The sequence below is a fragment of the Helicobacter sp. T3_23-1056 genome (assembly GCF_053654535.1).
Genome location: NZ_JBSIUU010000023.1, coordinates 1 through 18336, shown reverse-complemented (window position 1 = coordinate 18336; position 18336 = coordinate 1). Strand labels below are relative to the sequence as shown.

Below are 18336 nucleotides of genomic sequence, written 5' to 3'. Positions count from 1 at the left end.
ATGAGCAAAATAAGTGGTTTTACAGGCACGATAAGTTTGGGGGATTTGGTAAGTGAAAATATCATAATCCCGTATTATCAACGCCCGTATGTTTGGGACACAGAGCGAGTGAAAATTTTGCTTGAGGATTTAAGCGGGTATTTTGAAACAACCCAAAACAAGCCAGATAAATATTTGCTTGGGAGTTTGATTTTATGCGAAAACAAGGAAAATTGCAAATTTGAAGTAGTCGATGGACAGCAAAGGCTTGTTACTTTGGCGTTGATTTTGCTTTATTTAGAAAAGTTAAAAAATGGCGAAAATGCCACGATAGATTTTCTTAAAGGTAGCAAATTTCAGCACAGCGAATCAAAAGCGCATATCAAAGAAAACTACGAATCTATCAAATCGTGGTTTGAATCAAAACCTGATATATGGGATATTGAAAATCTAAAAAACAAAATAGAATTTATCTATGTCGTTGCACCTAGCCTTGATGATGCCTTTATATTTTTTGATAGCGCAAATGCTAAGGGCAAGAGACTTGAAGGTTATGATTTGATAAAGGCATTTCATTTACGCGCTTTGGAGGATTATAGTCCAAAATCTAAAGACAAAGATTCTAATGATTTTGCCAAAGAGTTTGAGCGACTTGCCAAAGAAAACGAGGGCAAATATCTAAAAATGCTATTTAACGATATTTTGACACCTGCAAGGCAGTGGCTGCGAGACAAAAGCAATAAAGTCCCCTCTCAAATGGATATTTATGAGGAGTTTTGCACCGATATTCCACGAAATATTCCACGAAATTTTGAAAATCCACGCGTTATCGATAGAAACCAGCTTGGAATCTTGCAAAATTTCGTAGGTGGGGCGGATTTCTTTGAATATATTTCACATTTTGATGAGCGTTATAAAATCCTTAAAGACTTTAATTTTTATCAATGGTTTGAGCAGATACATTGGTCAAAAGGCTTTACCTACAATCGCTATATTTACATAATGTCAGCGTTAATCTACCTTGATAAATTCCTAGATATTGATAGATTTAAATGTTGCAAAGAATACGATAATCTCGGCGTTAAGTGCGATGAAGACTATAGTCTCCGACTTATCGCAAGGGCGGTTTTTACGCTTCGGTGTAGTGAGAAGAGTATCTCTATCCAAACCGCGCGGGATTTTGCCAAAGAGATTTTGCCGTTGATTTATTATGAGCGTTTTGATTTGGAAGTAGAACTTAAGTTAAGACGATTTATTATCGACTACATACCAAAAGAAAAAGCCTTATATGAAAAACTGCAACTAGACACAAAAACAATCCCTGACGGTGATGGCATAAAGACATATTTAGACCACGCAAAAGAAAGATGTTATGGAGATGATTATGGCAACCGTATACCAAAACACTATGCGGATTTATACAAACCATCACAAGGAGAACAACAATGAGCAATAATGAAAATAACGCAAAAAGAGCGACAATAGCAGAGATTTGTAAGCGAGATAGAATCTTTGAAATTCCACCTTATCAAAGACTTTATGAATGGGAATCTGTGCAGATTGAGGAATTGCTAAATGATATACAAAAGGCTTGTGATGAGTCAAAAGATTATTTCATTGGCAATATCACTACAAGCCAAAAAGGCGATAAATATGTGCTTATCGATGGGCAACAAAGGCTTACTACGCTTTGGTTTGTGGGATTTTACCTTGCAAGTAAGGGCTGTGAATCGTGGCAAAAATTTATAATGCAAGGCGAAAACTTGCGAATCGCTATGCCGATACGAGATAGCGAGGAAAGCGCGCTTATAGAGCTTGCCAACAATATCAATGGCAAAAAAAATATGAGTGGCAAAGAAAATCTAGCGCAATTTTTGCAAGACAAAGAGGGCGTTTATCAAAATATCATTGACGCATTTAAGTGCATAGATTCGTGGTTTGCAAGTGGCAATGGCAAAGGCATAGATTTAGCAGATTTTGCAAAATATATCTATGAAAAAGTTTGCTTTGTTTTTGTAACTTTGGCAGAAAAAACGGATTTAAATCGCTTCTTTGTGCGAATGAATAATCGTGGAGTGCAACTTGAAAACCACGAGATTTTAAAAGCACAGATTCTTGATGTGATTCAAGCAAGTGGTGGTAAGTGGCAAGATTACGCCAAAATTTGGGATTTGTGTAGCGATATGGATAAATACATTTTCCAAAGTGCAAGTGATAGAAGTATTTTAGATTCTAGCGATGAGAGTGGCGAAAGATGGAATATTGATAAAATTATCGATAAATACGACAACACAAACACAAAAGCAAAAAATACAAACGATGATTTGCCTAGCAAAGTCGAATCTATTATCGATTTTCCTACATTTTTGTTGCATTGCTATAAACTTTGGGTTACACAAAACAATAAAGACAATGAATTTCCAAAAGAAGCCACAATCACAAAAGACAAACTTTTGGATATTTTTGACATAGATGACGAGGCAAAATGGGGTATAAATGACGAGGCAAAAAGTAAATCTTGCAAGTGGTTTATCATAGATATGCTTTATTATCGTGTGCTTTTTGATTATTTTGTGATAAAAAATAGCGATGATGGATTTGCGATTATGCGCTTTTATAAAGACAAAGGCTCTTATCAACCCGAAGCGGAATCGTTTAAAGAATTAGCGATGATTCAAAACTATTTACGCGTGGCACGACAGGGCGAAAAGCAAAATTATCATCATTGGCTTACGCCGTTTTTGAAAAAGCTAAAAAAATCCTTAGGCACAAAATATAATGGCTTGGTAAAATATTGTGTCGAACAAGGTTTGATAACAATAAAAGACAAAAAAATAAAAGACAAAAATTGGAAAAAAGAAGTAAAAAACACACAAGAATGGAATCCTTACGCAATCTGTGAAGATTTTACAAAACAAGATGAGAGCAAACAAAATGAGTTAGTTAGTTTCCTTGAAAATTTGGATACAAAACTTGCTATCGCACAACTAAACAAAACAAGCGAAAATGCTTTGCTTGACACTACAAATGAGATTTTGCAAGATTTGGATAAGGTGAATAAATCGCATAATTTAGATTTGGCAGATTGGGATTTCCTAAATAACGGCACAGGGACGCCACATTATTGGTTTTATCGCTTGGAGTATTATTTGTGGAAAAACGGCATTGAAAATGATGAAAATCTACAAATCGGAGGCAAAAATTTTAGCGATATACGCGAAAATTTCTATTTTAGATACCTTAATTCTGTTGAGCATATTCAGCCACAAAGCAAAGCAGAGGAAAACGATTGGCAAATCCACGACAAAGGCACACAAAATCAAAAGCGAGATATTGATTGCTTTGGGAATCTAGCCCTTTTAAGCGTGGGATTCAACTCCGCGCTCAAAAATCAAAACAATGCGGACAAAAGGCTTGAATTGCAAAAGAAAATCAACAAAGATGGCGTAGAGAGTCTCAAACTTTGGCTTACATTTGCAAGCTATCCAAACGATAATGATTGGACTTTTGCAAATGCGACAGCACACCAAAATCAAATGATTAAAATTTTGCAAGACTCTCTTAGTTTCTAAAAACAATCACAAGATAAACCCAATATCTTAAAATATAAAGATTTTTTAGCCATAGCAAAATGGCTTTTGGCGTGGGCTGTCATTGTGAGAGGGTTTATTGTAAGAGTTTTTGATAAGCGTGTGTAGCAATCTAGTATGATTCTACTTTTTTGTCATTTTGTCGTTTTTGCTGTCATTGCGAGAATCTGCAATTTTGTAATAAATTGCAGATTCGTGGCAATCTATGCTTTTGTCATATTGAGCGTAGCGAAATATCTCTACAAATAGATTGTCATACTTAAGATTTTTTGCAAAAAAGCGAAGTATCTCTAAACCCACAATGTAATAGAGATATTTCGGTTTCTTACGAAACCTCAATATGACAATGTTAGTGCATCATTGCAAGACTTGCTAACGGCGAGTCGTGGCAATCCGCTACGATTATGTCATTTTTTTTGTCATTGCGAGATTTTGCGCTAGCAAAATCGTGGCAATCTATAACCAAAAACTACAAAAAAGCGTTGTTTGGCAATTTGTGATTGTGGATTGCCACGCAAATGCTAGCGCATTTGCTCGCAATGACGAAAATGCAGATTCTCACACAATGATAAAACGGCACAAAAAAGCCAAGCAAAAATCTAACGATTGTCTAAAGAAACTAAGCCTTGTTTGTTTTTCTCGCAATGACAAAATGTGTGGATTGCCACGCGGATTTTGACAAATCCGCTCGCAATGACAAAAAAGCACAAAAAATCACCCTTCATAAAATCAATCATTTTTTGACAAAAACTAAATAAAACCCACATAATCACGCATAAAAATTCACAAAAATGTTTCAAATCGTTTCATTTCATCACTTTAAACGCCCAAATCCATAAAAAATACTGCGATTATTACCAAAAAATCCTACACTTAAAAACGCTTAAATCTTAACAAAAGGAGCAATATGAAAGCTACAAAAATAGCAGAATATGCTGTGTGGTTGCTTGCCGCGTTGGTTGGTGGCTGGTATTTTGGGGTGCTAGCACTAAATGCTGGCGAGGAAGTGAGCGCGACCAAGATCGTAATCGCCTCTGTGTGTATCTATGCCATAGGCTATCGATTTTATAGCAAGTTTATCGCAGAGCGCGTATTTGGGCTAAACGATTCTCGTGCCACCCCTGCGGTAATCAACAATGACGGCAAGGATTTTGTGCCGACCAATAAAGTCGTGCTTTTTGGGCATCATTTTGCTGCGATTGCTGGGGCTGGACCTCTTGTAGGACCTATCCTTGCTGCGCAGATGGGCTACCTGCCTTCAATGATATGGCTACTTGTAGGCGTTGTCATCGGTGGCGCGGTGCACGACTTTACCGTGCTATTTATCTCTATGCGGCGCAATGGACGCTCACTAGGTGAAATCATCAAAGAAGAGATGGGCAGATTTACAGGCTCTGTTGCGATGATTGGGATATTTTTCATTATGCTTATTATCGTGGCGATTTTGGCTATGGTGGTGGTAAATGCTTTGGCGGATTCGCCTTGGGGGCTATTTACGATTGCTATGACGATACCTATCGCGATTTTTATGGGAATCTATATGCGATATATCCGCCCTGGACGCGTGGGGGAAGTGAGTATCATAGGCTTTGTGCTTTTGCTTTTGGCACTTTATTATGGGCAGGCTGTCTCTGTGCCCACTCACCCGTGGCACGAGCTTTTTAAGCTAAGCAAGACTACCCTTGCCCTACTAACCATCGCTTATGGGTTTATCGCTAGCGTGCTTCCTGTGTGGCTTTTGCTAGCTCCACGCGACTATCTAAGCACATTTTTAAAAATCGGCGTGATTGTGGCTATGGCGGTTGGGATTTTGCTAGTAAATCCTATGCTACATATCCCAAAAGTTAGCGCATTTATCGATGGGACAGGACCTGTGTTTGCAGGGGCGATTTTTCCATTTTTGTTTATTACGATTGCTTGTGGGGCGATTAGCGGATTTCACGCGCTTATTTCTAGCGGGACTACGCCCAAAATGGTAGAGAGAGAATCCCACTCACGCCCTATCGGCTATGGCTCTATGCTTATGGAATCTTTAGTTGGCATTATGGCTTTAATCGCAGCTTGTATCTTAGAGCCTGAACTATATTTCGCGGTAAATTCCCCCCTAGCCGTGCTAGACCCGATGGCAAAATCTGCGCTTGGTGCGGATTTAGCCACGATAGAATCTAGCTTAAAAACGATTTTGCAAAACGGAGGATTTACCCTCACGCCTGCGATGATAGATGCTGGCGCGACAGGGGCACATATCGCAGATACTGCTAGAAGCATCGGCGAAGAGACGCTTATCTCACGCACAGGTGGCGCGCCTACTTTTGCGCTAGGGCTTACGCTGATAATGCAAAAACTTAGCGGCGGGCATTTGGAGTTTTGGTATCACTTTGCTATTTTGTTTGAGGCGTTGTTTATTTTGACAGCCGTAGATGCAGGCACGCGCACGGGGCGATTTCTTATCCAAGATATTTTGGGCAATATCTACAAACCTATGCAAGATACCACTTCGATTTTTTATGGCACTTTGGCTTCGCTTATCTGCGTGGCTGGCTGGGGATACTTGCTATATCAAGGTGCGATAGACCCTATGGGCGGGATTCACACGCTTTGGCCTCTCTTTGGCGCGAGCAACCAAATGCTAGCTGGAATCGCTCTTTTGCTAGGCACAGTCGTGCTATTTAAAATGGGCAAGGCAAAATATAGTTGGGTTACCATTGTCCCTGCATTTTGGGTGCTTCTCACAACGCTTTATGCGGCATTTCAAAAGCTGCTTCCAAGCAATGGCGAGAGGGTGCACGATGCGGTAAGCCATATCGCTACGGCACAAAAACAATTTGCCCTGCAAGATAAAGCAAACGAAGCTATCGCCAAACTACAAGCGATGGGCGCAGACGCCCTAGCCCAAGTCGATGGCAAGACGCTAGAGCAATGGCAAGCCGTGCTTGACAAAGCGATTGTAGTGGCGAGAAATCACACGCTTGATGCGGTGCTTTGCGCGCTATTTATCTGCGTAACCTTTGTGGTGATATTCCAAGCGATAAAAATCTGCTACCTAACCGCGACAGGCAGAGGGGAAAAATTCCCACTAAAAGAAGAGCCTTTTTATGATGTGAAGCGGTATGATTCTGCGACAAATTAGGCTATAAAAAGCGATTTGTGAGTGATTTTGCGATTTTATGATTTTGTGATTTTTGAAAATTTTTTATGTAGTTTTTGCAAAATCTTATAAAATCGCTTTTTTTACAAAAGCTAGAATCAGCTAGAATCCGTTTTTAGATTTTAAGTGCCTTGAAAATTTAATAACCTTAAAATCCAATAGCCTTAAAATCAAAATGGGATTCTAGTCATTTGATTCTAGCTATTTTAAGACAAAAGGACGCATAATGAAAGAGAGATTTTACCCCCCTGTGCCACTGCACAAATACCAAACAAAAGCCTCTAAAATCCTAGAAAAACTACGCCAATGGTATAAAAAAAGCGATAGATTTTTCCACCTGCTAGTAGGAATGCCAAGCTATGATAAATATGTCGAGCACATGCGCACAAAGCACCCCGAGCGCGAAATCAAAAGCCAAGCAGAGTTTTTTAAAGAAGCATTAGAAGCGCGGTATAATGGCGGTGTAAATCGATGTTGCTAAAACGCTAGATTTTGCAAAAATGCAAAATATTTTTAAAAATCTATAAAAACCTTAAAATCTATAAACACTTTTTACGATTTTTTACGACTTTTAACGCCACTTAATATCCCTTGATGACAAAATCTTTTTACAAATTTTTTCAATAAAATCCACCTCAAAAAACGCAAAATCCCTGTGATAAAAAAACTCTAAAAAATATTAAACACGATATTTAGACTATGTGTGATTTCTTCGATATACACTTGCCTAACGCTAGGTGGATAAAAACTTATGCGATAGATTAGCTCTGCATTGAAAGGAAACCATTTAAAAAACGCTATACCCGCTTCAATATACCCGCCTTGCGCGTATCCATAAGGATTTTTGGTGATGATAGCACCTGTGCCTAGCACAAAAGAAAATGGCGTAGGATAGCCATCGGGCAAGCCTTGACAATCTTTGTGCGTTTGGATAGCTCCCAAAAAGCGATGATATGGGTTTGGCGAGGGGTGCAGATAGACAGATGCGCCGATTAAGTGCGAATTGCGCTTTTGGCTAGGGGTCGCCATATAGCCATAGCGGATACGCCACCCATAGTCAAACTCCCTCTCATTATCGGGGTTCATATAATTTAGCCCCAAAGAAGTGCCAACCCCCCAATTTAGCGCAGAATCTAGGGTATTTTGGGTGTGGTTTTGGGCAAGATTTTGGGTGTGGTTTGGGCTACCTTGTGGCAAGACTTTCCCCCCAAAATCCCCCCCCACCATCGTATGCAAAGCCAAAACCTGCATTATCGTCCCGCCCCATTGCTTGCGCTCCTCTGCTTGCGTGTAGCAGTAAGGGATAGCATAAAGAGGCACGCTACATAGCGCGAAAAATAGCATAAAAAGTCGTGTATATGTCGCTCTCATAGCCGTGATTGTAGCACAATAAAGTGTTTCTTAGATTGCGCATAAAAAAATATAGAGAATTTATGTCGAATATTTTTGGGTTATTGGTGATAAAAAATGGATTTTTGTGTTAAGATTAGCGTTTATTTTGCGTATAAATCTTATTTTCTTAATTTGATACGCAAAATGAGAAAACGACATTTGAAATAAGCAAGGGGTTTAAAATGAACGAGATGAAAAAATCTAACTATCGATATTTGAAAGACTGCAAATATCGGGCATTGAAATACAGCGCGTTGATTTTGTTTGGCATTTGGAGTATGGTTTTTGCAAATCCTGCATTTGCTTCTAGCGTTGCCAACAACGAGAGAGAGAGAGAGAGTAACTCCCGCACAAAATCTTTCTAGCTACAAATCGTCAAAATATCAGACTTACAAAGAAACCTCCGTCATTACGGACAATGACTCTGCTTCTGTCATTGTAAGCAAAGATTCCACTTCCGTCATTGCGAGCGAAACGCTAGTTAAGCGTGGCAATCCACAATGCAATACAGCAAACATAGATTGCCACGAAAATCCTAGCGGATTTTCTCGCAATGACGATGGGAGGGTAGATTGCCACGAATTTGCTAACGCAGATTCTAGCAATGACGGAAATTATTGTCATATTGAGCAAAGCGAAGTATCTCAAAGCAATAATAGAGACACTTCGCTTTCTGCGAAACCTCAATATGACAAAGATGACAAAACCAAGTTTGACAATGTCAAATCCTCATTGCTAGCGTTACAACGCAACGCGTGGCAATCCACGATAAAAAACATAGGTGGCAATCCACAATGCGATACAGAAACAATAGATTGCCACGAAAATCCTAGCGGATTTTCTCGCAATGACGATGGGAGGGTGGATTGCCACGATTCTACGCTACGCGCAGATTCTCGCAATGACGGAAACAAAACAAACCCTCAAAAATACATAAAACTAGCCCAAATAGATTCTATCCGCACGGATTCTACGCAAGCAGATTCCACGCCACAAGCGTTTGACAAACCCTCCCGCTACAATAAACTAAAATCCGAGCCAATGGGCGAAACCATAACCCAAAAAGATTTAGGGCGCATAGTCGCTTATGGCTCGCCTGATGTCAAAGCAGACTCACTAGGGCGATACCAAAGCAATGCTGGCACGATAAGCAAAGGCATCATAGATTCTAGCCCGAGTGGAAATGGCGACATAGGTTCGATTTTGCGACTTCTCCCAAATGTGCAGTTTGACAACGCACAAAATCGCTCCACTGCACAAGGTGAAATCGACCCTGCAAATATTTCCATAAGCGGAGGGCTTTATTATCAAAATAATTTCCAAATCGATGGACTAAATATCAACAACGATTTAGACCCACACGGCGAGACAAACAACAATATAAACACCCTAAAAGGCGGGCAAAATCAAGGCTTTGCCATAGATACGAGTTTGCTAGAATCTATCGTGGTGCAGGATTCTAACATTTCTGCGGCGTATTCGCGATTCACAGGTGGCGTAGTCGAAGCCACCGTGCGAAAACCACGCAGAAGCAAAAGCGGAATCAACGGCTGGCACGCAAATGTGAGTTATCAATTTACTTCAAGCGATTTGACAAGCTATCATTTAGACCCAAGCAGTGAGGCAAATTTTTATACAAGTAGCAACGAAAACTATCAGCCAAATTTTCACAAGCACATTATCCGCACTAGCACAGAGGGCTATATCACCGATAAAATCGGGCTTGTAGCGAGTTTTAACACCACGCAGAGTTTTATCCCCCTAGCTTCTTATCCAAAAAGCACTGCAAACGGACAACCATACAACGGCACAGGAATAGGAGGCACAAGAGAGCAAAAAAGACAAAGCTACAATGCCTATGCTAAGTTAAATTATGATATTACCGATTATCTCACGCTTGAAGCGTATCTAGGGTATATGCCTCAAACAAACACTTATTTTCTAAATAATGCAAAAGATAGCTTTTATCGTATGGATTCTGGTGGAATCCAAAGCGGGATAAAGCTAAGCTATGAAACACCTGTGGGATTTTGGCTAAATTCGCTAGGCTACACGCGAATGGAAAACTCCCGCCGTAGCGATAAAAACTACTATATAAGCTGGTATGCCTCTTCTTTGCATAATTGGGCTTATACCAATCAAAATCGTGCTATTGAAGGTGGCTATGGCGATATGGATACTTTGCAAGATACGCTTACTTACAAAAGCGATTTTACTTTCAATCCGCTTTCAGTTGGATTTTGGCAAAATGTCTTTCGCGTAGGCACGGAGATAAATTATACAAAAGCCCAAAGAAATAGGCTAGAAAATGTGTATTTCGCCTCTGGGCAACCGCAAAATACTAATGGAAATTCTTGTCTTAATGATGACCCTTTTGGCATAGGGCAGGATTTTTGCTCTAGTGGAGAAACTTTTATAGGCACAGCACAAAACGCTTGGCAAGGGCAATATTTTCAAACCTTGCAAGTCTATCAAGCAGGCAAAACAAGCTTAGATTCTGTTGCTTATGGGATTTTTGTAGAAGATGATATGAAGTTAGATTTAGATTTTTCTCGCGCAAAAATCGGCGAGATAAATGCTAGATTGGGATTAAGATTAGATGGCGATAATTATATGAGCAAACATACGCTTGCGCCTAGATTTTCGCTAAATTATGTAACGCCCGCGCCAAAAGATTACAAAACCACATTAACATTTGGGGCAAATCGCTACTATGGGCGAAATCTATTCTCATATCGCCTCTATGATAATGACCAAAATCTACTCAAAAGCTACACTAGGACAAGTGCAGACCAACCATTTGTAGAATCCACTACCACAAATAATTCTACTTATAGATTTGACAAGCTAAAAGTCCCCTATGATGATGAGCTAATGGGAGGCATAAGCCAAAATCTTAAAATCTTTAAGCTAGATTTTAAATACATTCACCGAGAGGGCAGAGATGAGATAATGCGCCGAAGACGCTCAACAAGCGGAAGTAACGCAAATAATTTACCTGCGCTAGAGGGGTATCGAAGCGATTACTATATATGGACAAATGATGGCAAAAGTGAGAGCAATATTTTTAGCCTAACTATCCAAAATCTTAAACCTATCACCACTTATGGCGTATCTCATCACTATTTGTTTGCCTTTGACTACACGCAAACAAATCGCACTTATAACTTACTAAGCGCAGATGAAGCCTACTATCAAGACACGCTTATCAAATATGATGGCAAGATTATCAATTATAGCGATAGACCTGTGGAAAATTGGGCGCGTCCTTTTACGCTTAGACTTACCACAACGCACGCATTTAAAATCGCTAAGACAAAATGGTTATTGAATAACTTTTTTAGATTTCGTGCGGGATATGAGCGAATGGTAACACTAACTAGGCAAGATACGCGTTATGACAGCGCATTTAGTGGTAATCAATATGGCAAAATGCGCTTTCCTAGCGCGTTTAGCTGGGATATGCGAGCGGGCTTTGAAGTGGATATGTGGCGCGGACAAACCTTGTATTTTAATGTAGATATTTATAATGTGCTAGATTCTAAAATCAAATCTACTTTTGCTAACTCAGCTTATCAAGGCAACACTGCTGGCAGTGCTTTTATGGGTAGTGCTGCGGTGGCTGTGTATGAAGTGGGGCGACAATTTTGGGTGCAGGTGGGGTATAAGTTTTGATATTTTGCTAATGCTTGAGTATGACAATGACATACGCACCATATCGTCATTGCGAGAATCTGCAATTTTGTAAGAAATTGTAGATTCGTGGCAATCTATTCGCTTATCATACCACAAAACACTTCGTCATTGCGAGCGTTGCAACGCAACGCGTGGCAATCCACGACAAAAAACATAGGTGGCAATCCACAATGCAATATAGAAGCAATAGATTGCCACGATTCTACGCTATGCGCAGAATCTCGCAATGACAAAAAAAATAGATTGCCACGAAAATCCTAGCGGATTTTCTCGCAATGACGGCATTGCAAATTCTCACAATGACGGCATTATTTCCCCCTCCCTTTGCGGAGGGGGATTAAGGGGGTGGGTTTTTTATCCTAATACACATAAGCGAAGTATCCAAAATCCTAATCCTTGTCATACTGAGGGCGTAGCCCGAAGTATCTCAAAATCTAAAAATGTAAGTAGAGATATTTCGCGCTCACGCGCTCAATATGACAATAAGAGAGACGCTTAGTTTTCTGCAAAATCGCAGTATGACAGCAAACATTCCGTCATTGCGAGAATCTGCAATTTTGTAAGAAATTGTAGATTCGTGGCAATCTATAACTAAAAAATCGCAAAAAAGCATTATTTGGCAATTTGTGATTGTGGATTGCCACGCAAGTCTTGTGTTTTGCTCGCAATGACGAAAATTTCTTTGTCATATTGAGCGATAGCGAAATATCTCTATTTTGTTGCTTATTTTGAGATACTTCGCTTCGCTCAGTATGACAAATGGAAGGCTTAGTATGACAAAATGATAGATTGCCACGAAAATCCTAGCGGATTTTCTCGCAATGACGGCATTGCAAATTCTCACAATGACGGCATTATTTCCCCCTCCCTTGCGGAGGGGGATTAAGGGGGTGGGTTTTTTATCCTAATACACATAAGCGAAGTATCCAAAATCCTAATCCTTGTCATACTGAGGGCGTAGCCCGAAGTATCTCAAAATCTAAAAATGTAAGTAGAGATATTTCGCGCTTACGCGCTCAATATGACAATAAGAGAGACGCTTCGTTTTCTGCAAAATCGCAGTATGACAGCAAACATTCCGTCATTGCGAGAATCTAGGCTTTTGTTAAAAAGGCTAGATTCGTGGCAATCTATAACTAAAAAATCGCAAAAAAGCGTTATTTGGCAATTTGTGATTGTAGATTGCCACGCAAGTCTTACGACTTGCTCGCAATGACGAAAATTTTCTTTGTCATATTGAGCGATAGCGAAATATCTCTGTTTTGGTTATTTTGAGATACTTCGCTTCGCTCAGTATGACAAATGGAAGGCTTAGTATGACAAAATGATAGATTGCCACGAAAATCCTTACGGATTTTCTCGCAATGACGATGGGAGGGTGGATTGCCACGAATCTAGTCTTTTTAACAAAAGCCTAGATTCTCGCAATGACGGAAGTATTTGTATTTTTGCTCGCAATGACAATCCAACATTATCATTGCAAGCAAATAAATCGCTTGAAAACAAGCCGAAGTAATAACAAGTAAAATATGAAATCAAAAAAGCCAAATATGACAAAGTCGCTTTTTTTAAAAAGCGACTAAAATCACAGCTTAAATCCATTGATAAGCGACATATTTTACCCAAGGGATACACACGACTAGAAATACCACAAGGTAAATAACCCCAAAGATAAAACCTAGTTTCCAAAAGTCTTTGCCCTCGATATAGTGCGCTCCATACCACACGGGGCTAGGTCCTGTGCCATAGGGAGTGATGATACCCACGATACCAAGAGTGAGCATCAAAAATAGCGTTAGGGTTTTGACATCTATGCCGTTGATTCCGCTTGCCACAGTGATAAATAACGCCAAAAGCGCGGTTACATGCGCAGTGGTGCTAGCAAAGAAATAATGTAACACATAGAAAAACACAATAAGCCCGATAAACGCCATCATCGGCTCTACATTGCCTAGATACTGCCCGCCAAACTTTGCGATATAATCTAAAAATCCTACATTTTTTAGCCCACCTGCTAGCGTTACAAGTGTCGCAAACCACGCAAATACATTCCACGCAGGCTTATTGCCAAGCAAATCTTGCCAAGAGATGATACCCAAAAGCACCATAGCGATGACGACTGTGATAGCCACCGTAGTAGCATTTACGCCAAATTTTGAGCCAAATATCCAAAATACGAGTGCAAAAACCGCTAGAGCTACCATTAGCCATTCTTTGATAGTGATTGCGCCTAGTTTTGCTAGCTCTTCGCCTGCCCATTTGGAGGCTTCGGGCGAGCCTTTGGAAGTGGGTGGATAAAGCACATAAGTAAGCCAAGGCGTAGCGATAAACAAAATTATCCCAGCAGGCAAAAACGCCATAAACCAGCCAAACCAGCTAATAGGCTCTACGCCACTTTTTACAGCAGTTTCCATCGCAAGTAGGTTTGGTGCTAGCCCTGTGAAAAACATAGAGCTTGTTACGCAAGTAGCAGCCAAAGAAACCCACATAAGATACCCACCTAGCTTTCTAGGGTCTTTATCAGGGTGAGAATCCACCATAGGCGGAATCTGACTTACAATAGGGTAGATAATCCCACCGCTTCTAGCAGAATTACTAGGGATAAATGGAGCTAAAATACCATCTGCGATACTAATGGCATAGCCAAGTCCTAAAGAAGTTTTGCCAAGTTTGTTTAACAAAAATAGCGCGATTCGCTTGCCAAGTCCGCTTTTTTGGTAGCCAAGCCCTATCATAAACGCCGCAAAGATAAGCCACACTGTGGCGTTAGAAAATCCAGCCAAGCCCCAATTTACCGCTTCGCCAGATTTTATTACCGTTTCGGCATCGCCACTACCTTTTGGTCCTAGCTTTAGCCATATACACACGCCTACGCCGATAAGCCCGACAAGTGCGGGTGGGACAGGCTCTATGATAAGCCCTACGATGACACCTGCAAAAACAGCAAAATATGTCCAAGCGTTGCTAGACAATCCTTCAGGTGCAGGACAAAGAAAAATCACTAATGCTACGATTAACGGGGAAAATGCCTTTAGGCATTTAGTAGGGGAAAATTTGGGGGGGGGGGAGTGGAAGTGTTTGTTGCAGAACTCATTTTGCAAACTCCTTTCAAGGTAGAAATTTAAAAAGGCAAGTATTATTTTAAATCATTTTCACACCAAAAATGATAAAAAATTTGTAAAATCTTTCAAACAATAGCGTAATAATAATGCTTTTTACTCAAAAATCGCTACAATATCAACTATCGCCACAGAGCAAATATAGAGCAAAGCAGAGGGGCAAACTAGCGAGCAAAATCGCACAACAAACACAAACAAGGAACAAATGAACAAAGGAAGGCAAATGAAAAAATTGCTAAAAGGGTTTGATTTTGAGGAAGTATTTTTATGGGTATTTGCCCTACTAGTAGCGGGGATAATCCTCTATGTAAGCGGGGCAAAAGCTATCACACGCGATAAAAAAAGCACCAAAAACCTAACGCCAAATATAGAGCAACTACGCACGATGTATGCCCTCACAGAATCTAGCAAGTGGGAAGAGCCCCATATCGATAAATCTGTCTTAGATGAAGTGGCAAAAGAGCTAGGATTAGGAAATGATACAGAAAATCTAGCACAGATTTTAGCGCATTTGGAGCTAAAACCTCTGCCCCCTATCCCTCCATATCCCAAAGAAAATCCATATAGCGATGAAAAGCGCGCATTAGGACAAAAGCTATTTAACGACCCGCGATTATCAAAAAGCGAGCAAATCGCGTGCGCGTCCTGCCACGACAAAGAGCTAGGATTTGCGGACAATAAAAGCGTAAGCTACGGACATAATCGCGCACAGGGCAAGCGAAATAGCCCAAGCGTGGTAATGAGTGCGTTTGGCACGCATAAGTTTTGGGACGGACGAGCCAAAAGCCTAGAATCTCAAAGCCTTTTTCCCATAGCAGACCCGCTAGAGATGGCATATAGCGCGGAGCAAGCCGCCAAAAAGCTAAACAAAATCAAAGAATATAAAGAGGATTTTAAAAAAGCATTTGGCACGCGCAAAATCACAAAAGAACTGCTAGCAGAGGCTATCGCTACTTATGAGCGAAGCCTTATGCCACCGCGCAATCGCTTTGATAGATTTTTGCTAGGCAATGCTAGTAGCCTAAATGATGAGGAAGTGCTAGGACTTCATCTTTTTCGCACGAAAGCTAGGTGTATGAACTGCCACAATGGTGTAGCTCTAAGCGATGATAAGTTTCATAATCTTGGATTGCACTACTACGGGCGCGATAAATACGAGGACTTGGGACGATATGAGGTAACGGGCGAGCAAAGCGACACAGGGAAGTTTAAAACCCCATCTTTGCGCTGGGTAAGCAAGACTCCGCCATATATGCACAATGGGCTTTTCCCTCATCTAAAAGGCATAATAAACGCCTACAATGCGGGAATGGCACGCCCCGAGCCAAAAGAGGGCAAAACATATAATCCGCCATTTCCAAAAACTGATGAACTACTACAAAAACTTCATCTAAGCGAGGAAGAGATAAACGCGCTAGAGGCGTTTTTGAAGACATTATAGGCTTTGTAATATAAAGCTAAAATTTGTGTGATTTTGTGGATAGATTTTGTGGAGTATTCGTTGGAGGGGTTGATATAATTTCGTGGAGGGGTTGATAAGGGGTTGATTTTGTAAATAAATTTTGCAAAAAGGATTAAACAATTTATTTGCATAGCCTAGCATTCAAACCATAAATCATCACGCAATTTTTGTAAAAAATAGTGTAAAATACGCGCATATTTTTTTACTTAAAAACGGCAAATTTTTACATTTAATAGCATTTTAAAAGCATTCAAAATCTACTAAAATCTTACAAATCATCTAAAAAACCATATAAAAACATTATTACAAGGGGTATATATGCAGACAGACACACAAAACCAAGACACAAACAAAGACGCACCAAACCAAGACATAATAAGCAAAGAAAATCAACCTAGCGCGATTCCTACAAGCACAAATGCTACGCTTGCAAATGCAAACCTCACAAATGCCAACTTTGCAAATGAAGCTCTTGCAAATGAAAACCTTGCAAAAACCCCAAAATACGCTCTTGCAAAATCTACTCTTGCAAAATCCACAAAACCAATCCCACTCAAATCCTCCAAACTATCCCTAAAATCCAAGCTTTTTTGCTCTTTTTTGTGCGTTATTGCATTTGTCATAGTCGCTACGCTAGCCCTAAACGCGACTTTTTCCACTCACACAAGCACAAATACAAAATCCACCAAACTACAAAGTGCGTATTTTTCTATCCAAGCCCTAGCCTTAGGGATAGAAGCTGACATATCCTCCATAGCCAAAAGCCTATCAACCCTTGATAAAAACGATGTCCTAGCCCAAAGGCAGATTTTATCCCAAGCCCTAGCCCAATCCCAAAACCAAATAAACCAAAAAACCCACAAAATGCCCTACCTAAGCGCGTTTGTAACCTATGAAGAAGATGGCAACACACTCATAGAATCCACCTCTTCTAAAACCATTTCTTCGCCTAGCTGGGATAGCGCGCAGGGCTTTCGCACGCGCTCGTGGTATGTGCAAACAAAGCAAACTTTTGAGCTAAAAATCCTACCTAGCGACTCTAGCCCAAACACTACGCAAAATCCCACCTCACAAAATCCCACCCCAAATGACGAAAAAGATAGCGAAAATCCAAACATAGCCACCGCGACTATGCCTCTTATCATCAATGGCAAGTTTAGCGGTGTGGTTGGGGTTAGCTTTGATTTAGGGGCTTTAGATTTTGGTTCGTTGATAGATTTTAGCGATTTTGGGGCAGAAGTGAGAGAATCCACAGACACGATTTTACTGCTAGATTCCGCGCTAAATCTTATCGCTTCAAGCACAAAATCTAGTAGCAAATCTAGCTATGAGGGCGTAAAAAAGGCATTACAAAAAGCTATGCAAGATGATTCTAGCGATTTAGCAAAGCAGGGAGCATTTAGCTACAAAGAAAATGGCAAGACGCTAAAAGCCCGCTATGCTAAGCTACCTTTTGGGTGGAATCTAGTAAGCATAACTACGCCAAATCCCACAGCTTTGCCCACATTTGATAGCTTGCAGGGCGATTTTATCCCAATGATAATAATCGCTCTAGCAATGCTAGCACTAGGGCTTATATTGTCGTATTTTGCGATAAATTCTAGCATAAAACCTGTCGAAGATATGAAGCGGGGTATAGATGAGTTTTTTGCGTTTTTGCGCGATGAGAGAAGTGATTGGCGTAGTGATGAAAAAAGCGATTTTGCAGAAATAAGAGTGGGCGGGGTAGATGATTTTAGCAGTATCTCACGCGCCATAGCCCAGCATATCTTGCTTATCCGCAAAAGCCTAGACAACGACACGAAGGCGGTGGAGGAAATAGGGCTTTTGGCTAGAGAGATAACGCAGGGCAATCTATCTCACAGAATCACAAAATCCTACCCAAACCCAAACCTACAACAAATCGCCACCACGATAAACACAATGCTAGATAGCATAGAATCAAAAGTC

General features: G+C 40.4%; 17 protein-coding genes. 13 read left to right on the top strand and 4 right to left on the bottom strand.

All coding sequences use genetic code 11. The features are described from left to right. The gene (locus ACWIUO_RS10720) at positions 1–1428 is read left to right on the top strand and encodes a DUF262 domain-containing protein (protein WP_454177889.1); all 1428 of its coding nucleotides are present in this window, start codon (positions 1–3) and stop codon (positions 1426–1428) included. Further along, on the top strand, positions 1425–3551 hold the full coding sequence (locus tag ACWIUO_RS10715) for a DUF262 domain-containing protein (RefSeq protein WP_454177888.1): 2127 nt from the start codon (positions 1425–1427) through the stop codon (positions 3549–3551). The genes ACWIUO_RS10720 and ACWIUO_RS10715 overlap by 4 nt, the downstream gene beginning before the upstream one ends. Before the next feature lie 141 nt (positions 3552–3692). On the opposite strand, the gene ACWIUO_RS10710 is transcribed toward ACWIUO_RS10715, so the two are convergent. Next, positions 3693–3908 (bottom strand): hypothetical protein, encoded by a 216-nt coding sequence (locus ACWIUO_RS10710; protein WP_454177887.1) that lies wholly within the window; start codon positions 3906–3908, stop codon positions 3693–3695. A gap of 46 nt (positions 3909–3954) precedes the next feature. Here ACWIUO_RS10710 and ACWIUO_RS10705 point away from each other — a divergent pair, with 46 nt between their 5' ends. From ACWIUO_RS10705 to kcuS, 3 genes are all read left to right on the top strand, one after another. Then, positions 3955–4248 (top strand): hypothetical protein, encoded by a 294-nt coding sequence (locus tag ACWIUO_RS10705; protein ID WP_454177886.1) that lies wholly within the window; start codon positions 3955–3957, stop codon positions 4246–4248. 228 nt (positions 4249–4476) lie between these two features. Continuing rightward, positions 4477–6699, top strand: a complete 2223-nt coding sequence (locus tag ACWIUO_RS10700) for a carbon starvation CstA family protein (RefSeq protein ID WP_454177885.1) — start codon at positions 4477–4479, stop codon at positions 6697–6699. A gap of 244 nt (positions 6700–6943) precedes the next feature. After that, complete coding sequence (gene kcuS, locus ACWIUO_RS10695; protein ID WP_454177884.1) at positions 6944–7198, top strand: KCU-star family selenoprotein; 255 nt, start codon at positions 6944–6946, stop codon at positions 7196–7198. A gap of 188 nt (positions 7199–7386) precedes the next feature. Here the strand turns inward: kcuS and ACWIUO_RS10690 are convergent, their stop codons facing one another. Beyond that, positions 7387–8088 carry a hypothetical protein gene (locus ACWIUO_RS10690; RefSeq protein WP_454177883.1) on the bottom strand — a complete coding sequence of 234 codons (702 nt, stop codon included), beginning with the start codon at positions 8086–8088 and terminating at the stop codon, positions 7387–7389. Positions 8089–8291: 203 nt separating this feature from the next. Here ACWIUO_RS10690 and ACWIUO_RS10685 point away from each other — a divergent pair, with 203 nt between their 5' ends. From ACWIUO_RS10685 to ACWIUO_RS10670, 4 genes are all read left to right on the top strand, one after another. Next, a complete protein-coding gene (locus ACWIUO_RS10685) occupies positions 8292–8474 on the top strand; it encodes a hypothetical protein (protein ID WP_454177882.1) in 183 nt (60 codons plus the stop codon). After that, positions 8395–11784, top strand: coding sequence for a TonB-dependent receptor (locus tag ACWIUO_RS10680; RefSeq protein ID WP_454177881.1), 3390 nt, complete (start codon positions 8395–8397; stop codon positions 11782–11784). The genes ACWIUO_RS10685 and ACWIUO_RS10680 overlap by 80 nt, the downstream gene beginning before the upstream one ends. An 87-nt stretch (positions 11785–11871) precedes the next feature. Beyond that, complete coding sequence (locus tag ACWIUO_RS10675) at positions 11872–12066, top strand: hypothetical protein (protein ID WP_454177880.1); 195 nt, start codon at positions 11872–11874, stop codon at positions 12064–12066. Continuing rightward, a complete protein-coding gene (locus ACWIUO_RS10670) occupies positions 12032–12304 on the top strand; it encodes a hypothetical protein (protein ID WP_454177879.1) in 273 nt (90 codons plus the stop codon). The genes ACWIUO_RS10675 and ACWIUO_RS10670 overlap by 35 nt, the downstream gene beginning before the upstream one ends. Here the strand turns inward: ACWIUO_RS10670 and ACWIUO_RS10665 are convergent. Beyond that, positions 12269–12418: a hypothetical protein gene (locus ACWIUO_RS10665; protein WP_454177878.1), complete on the bottom strand. Its 150-nt coding sequence runs from the start codon at positions 12416–12418 to the stop codon at positions 12269–12271. The genes ACWIUO_RS10670 and ACWIUO_RS10665 overlap by 36 nt on opposite strands. 408 nt (positions 12419–12826) lie before the next feature. Here ACWIUO_RS10665 and ACWIUO_RS10660 point away from each other — a divergent pair, with 408 nt between their 5' ends. After that, complete coding sequence (locus ACWIUO_RS10660) at positions 12827–13021, top strand: hypothetical protein (RefSeq protein ID WP_454177877.1); 195 nt, start codon at positions 12827–12829, stop codon at positions 13019–13021. Positions 13022–13129: 108 nt separating this feature from the next. Beyond that, complete coding sequence (locus ACWIUO_RS10655) at positions 13130–13321, top strand: hypothetical protein (protein WP_454177876.1); 192 nt, start codon at positions 13130–13132, stop codon at positions 13319–13321. Between the two features lie 76 nt (positions 13322–13397). On the opposite strand, the gene ACWIUO_RS10650 is transcribed toward ACWIUO_RS10655, so the two are convergent. After that, a complete protein-coding gene (locus ACWIUO_RS10650; protein WP_454177875.1) occupies positions 13398–14906 on the bottom strand; it encodes an anion permease in 1509 nt (502 codons plus the stop codon). Positions 14907–15147: 241 nt separating this feature from the next. Between ACWIUO_RS10650 and ACWIUO_RS10645 the strand changes: the two genes are divergently transcribed. Next, positions 15148–16365, top strand: a complete 1218-nt coding sequence (locus ACWIUO_RS10645) for a cytochrome-c peroxidase (RefSeq protein ID WP_454177874.1) — start codon at positions 15148–15150, stop codon at positions 16363–16365. Between the two features lie 339 nt (positions 16366–16704). Further along, positions 16705–18336, top strand: a 1632-nt coding sequence (locus ACWIUO_RS10640) for a hypothetical protein (protein ID WP_454177873.1), incomplete at its 3' end; no start/stop codon positions are given.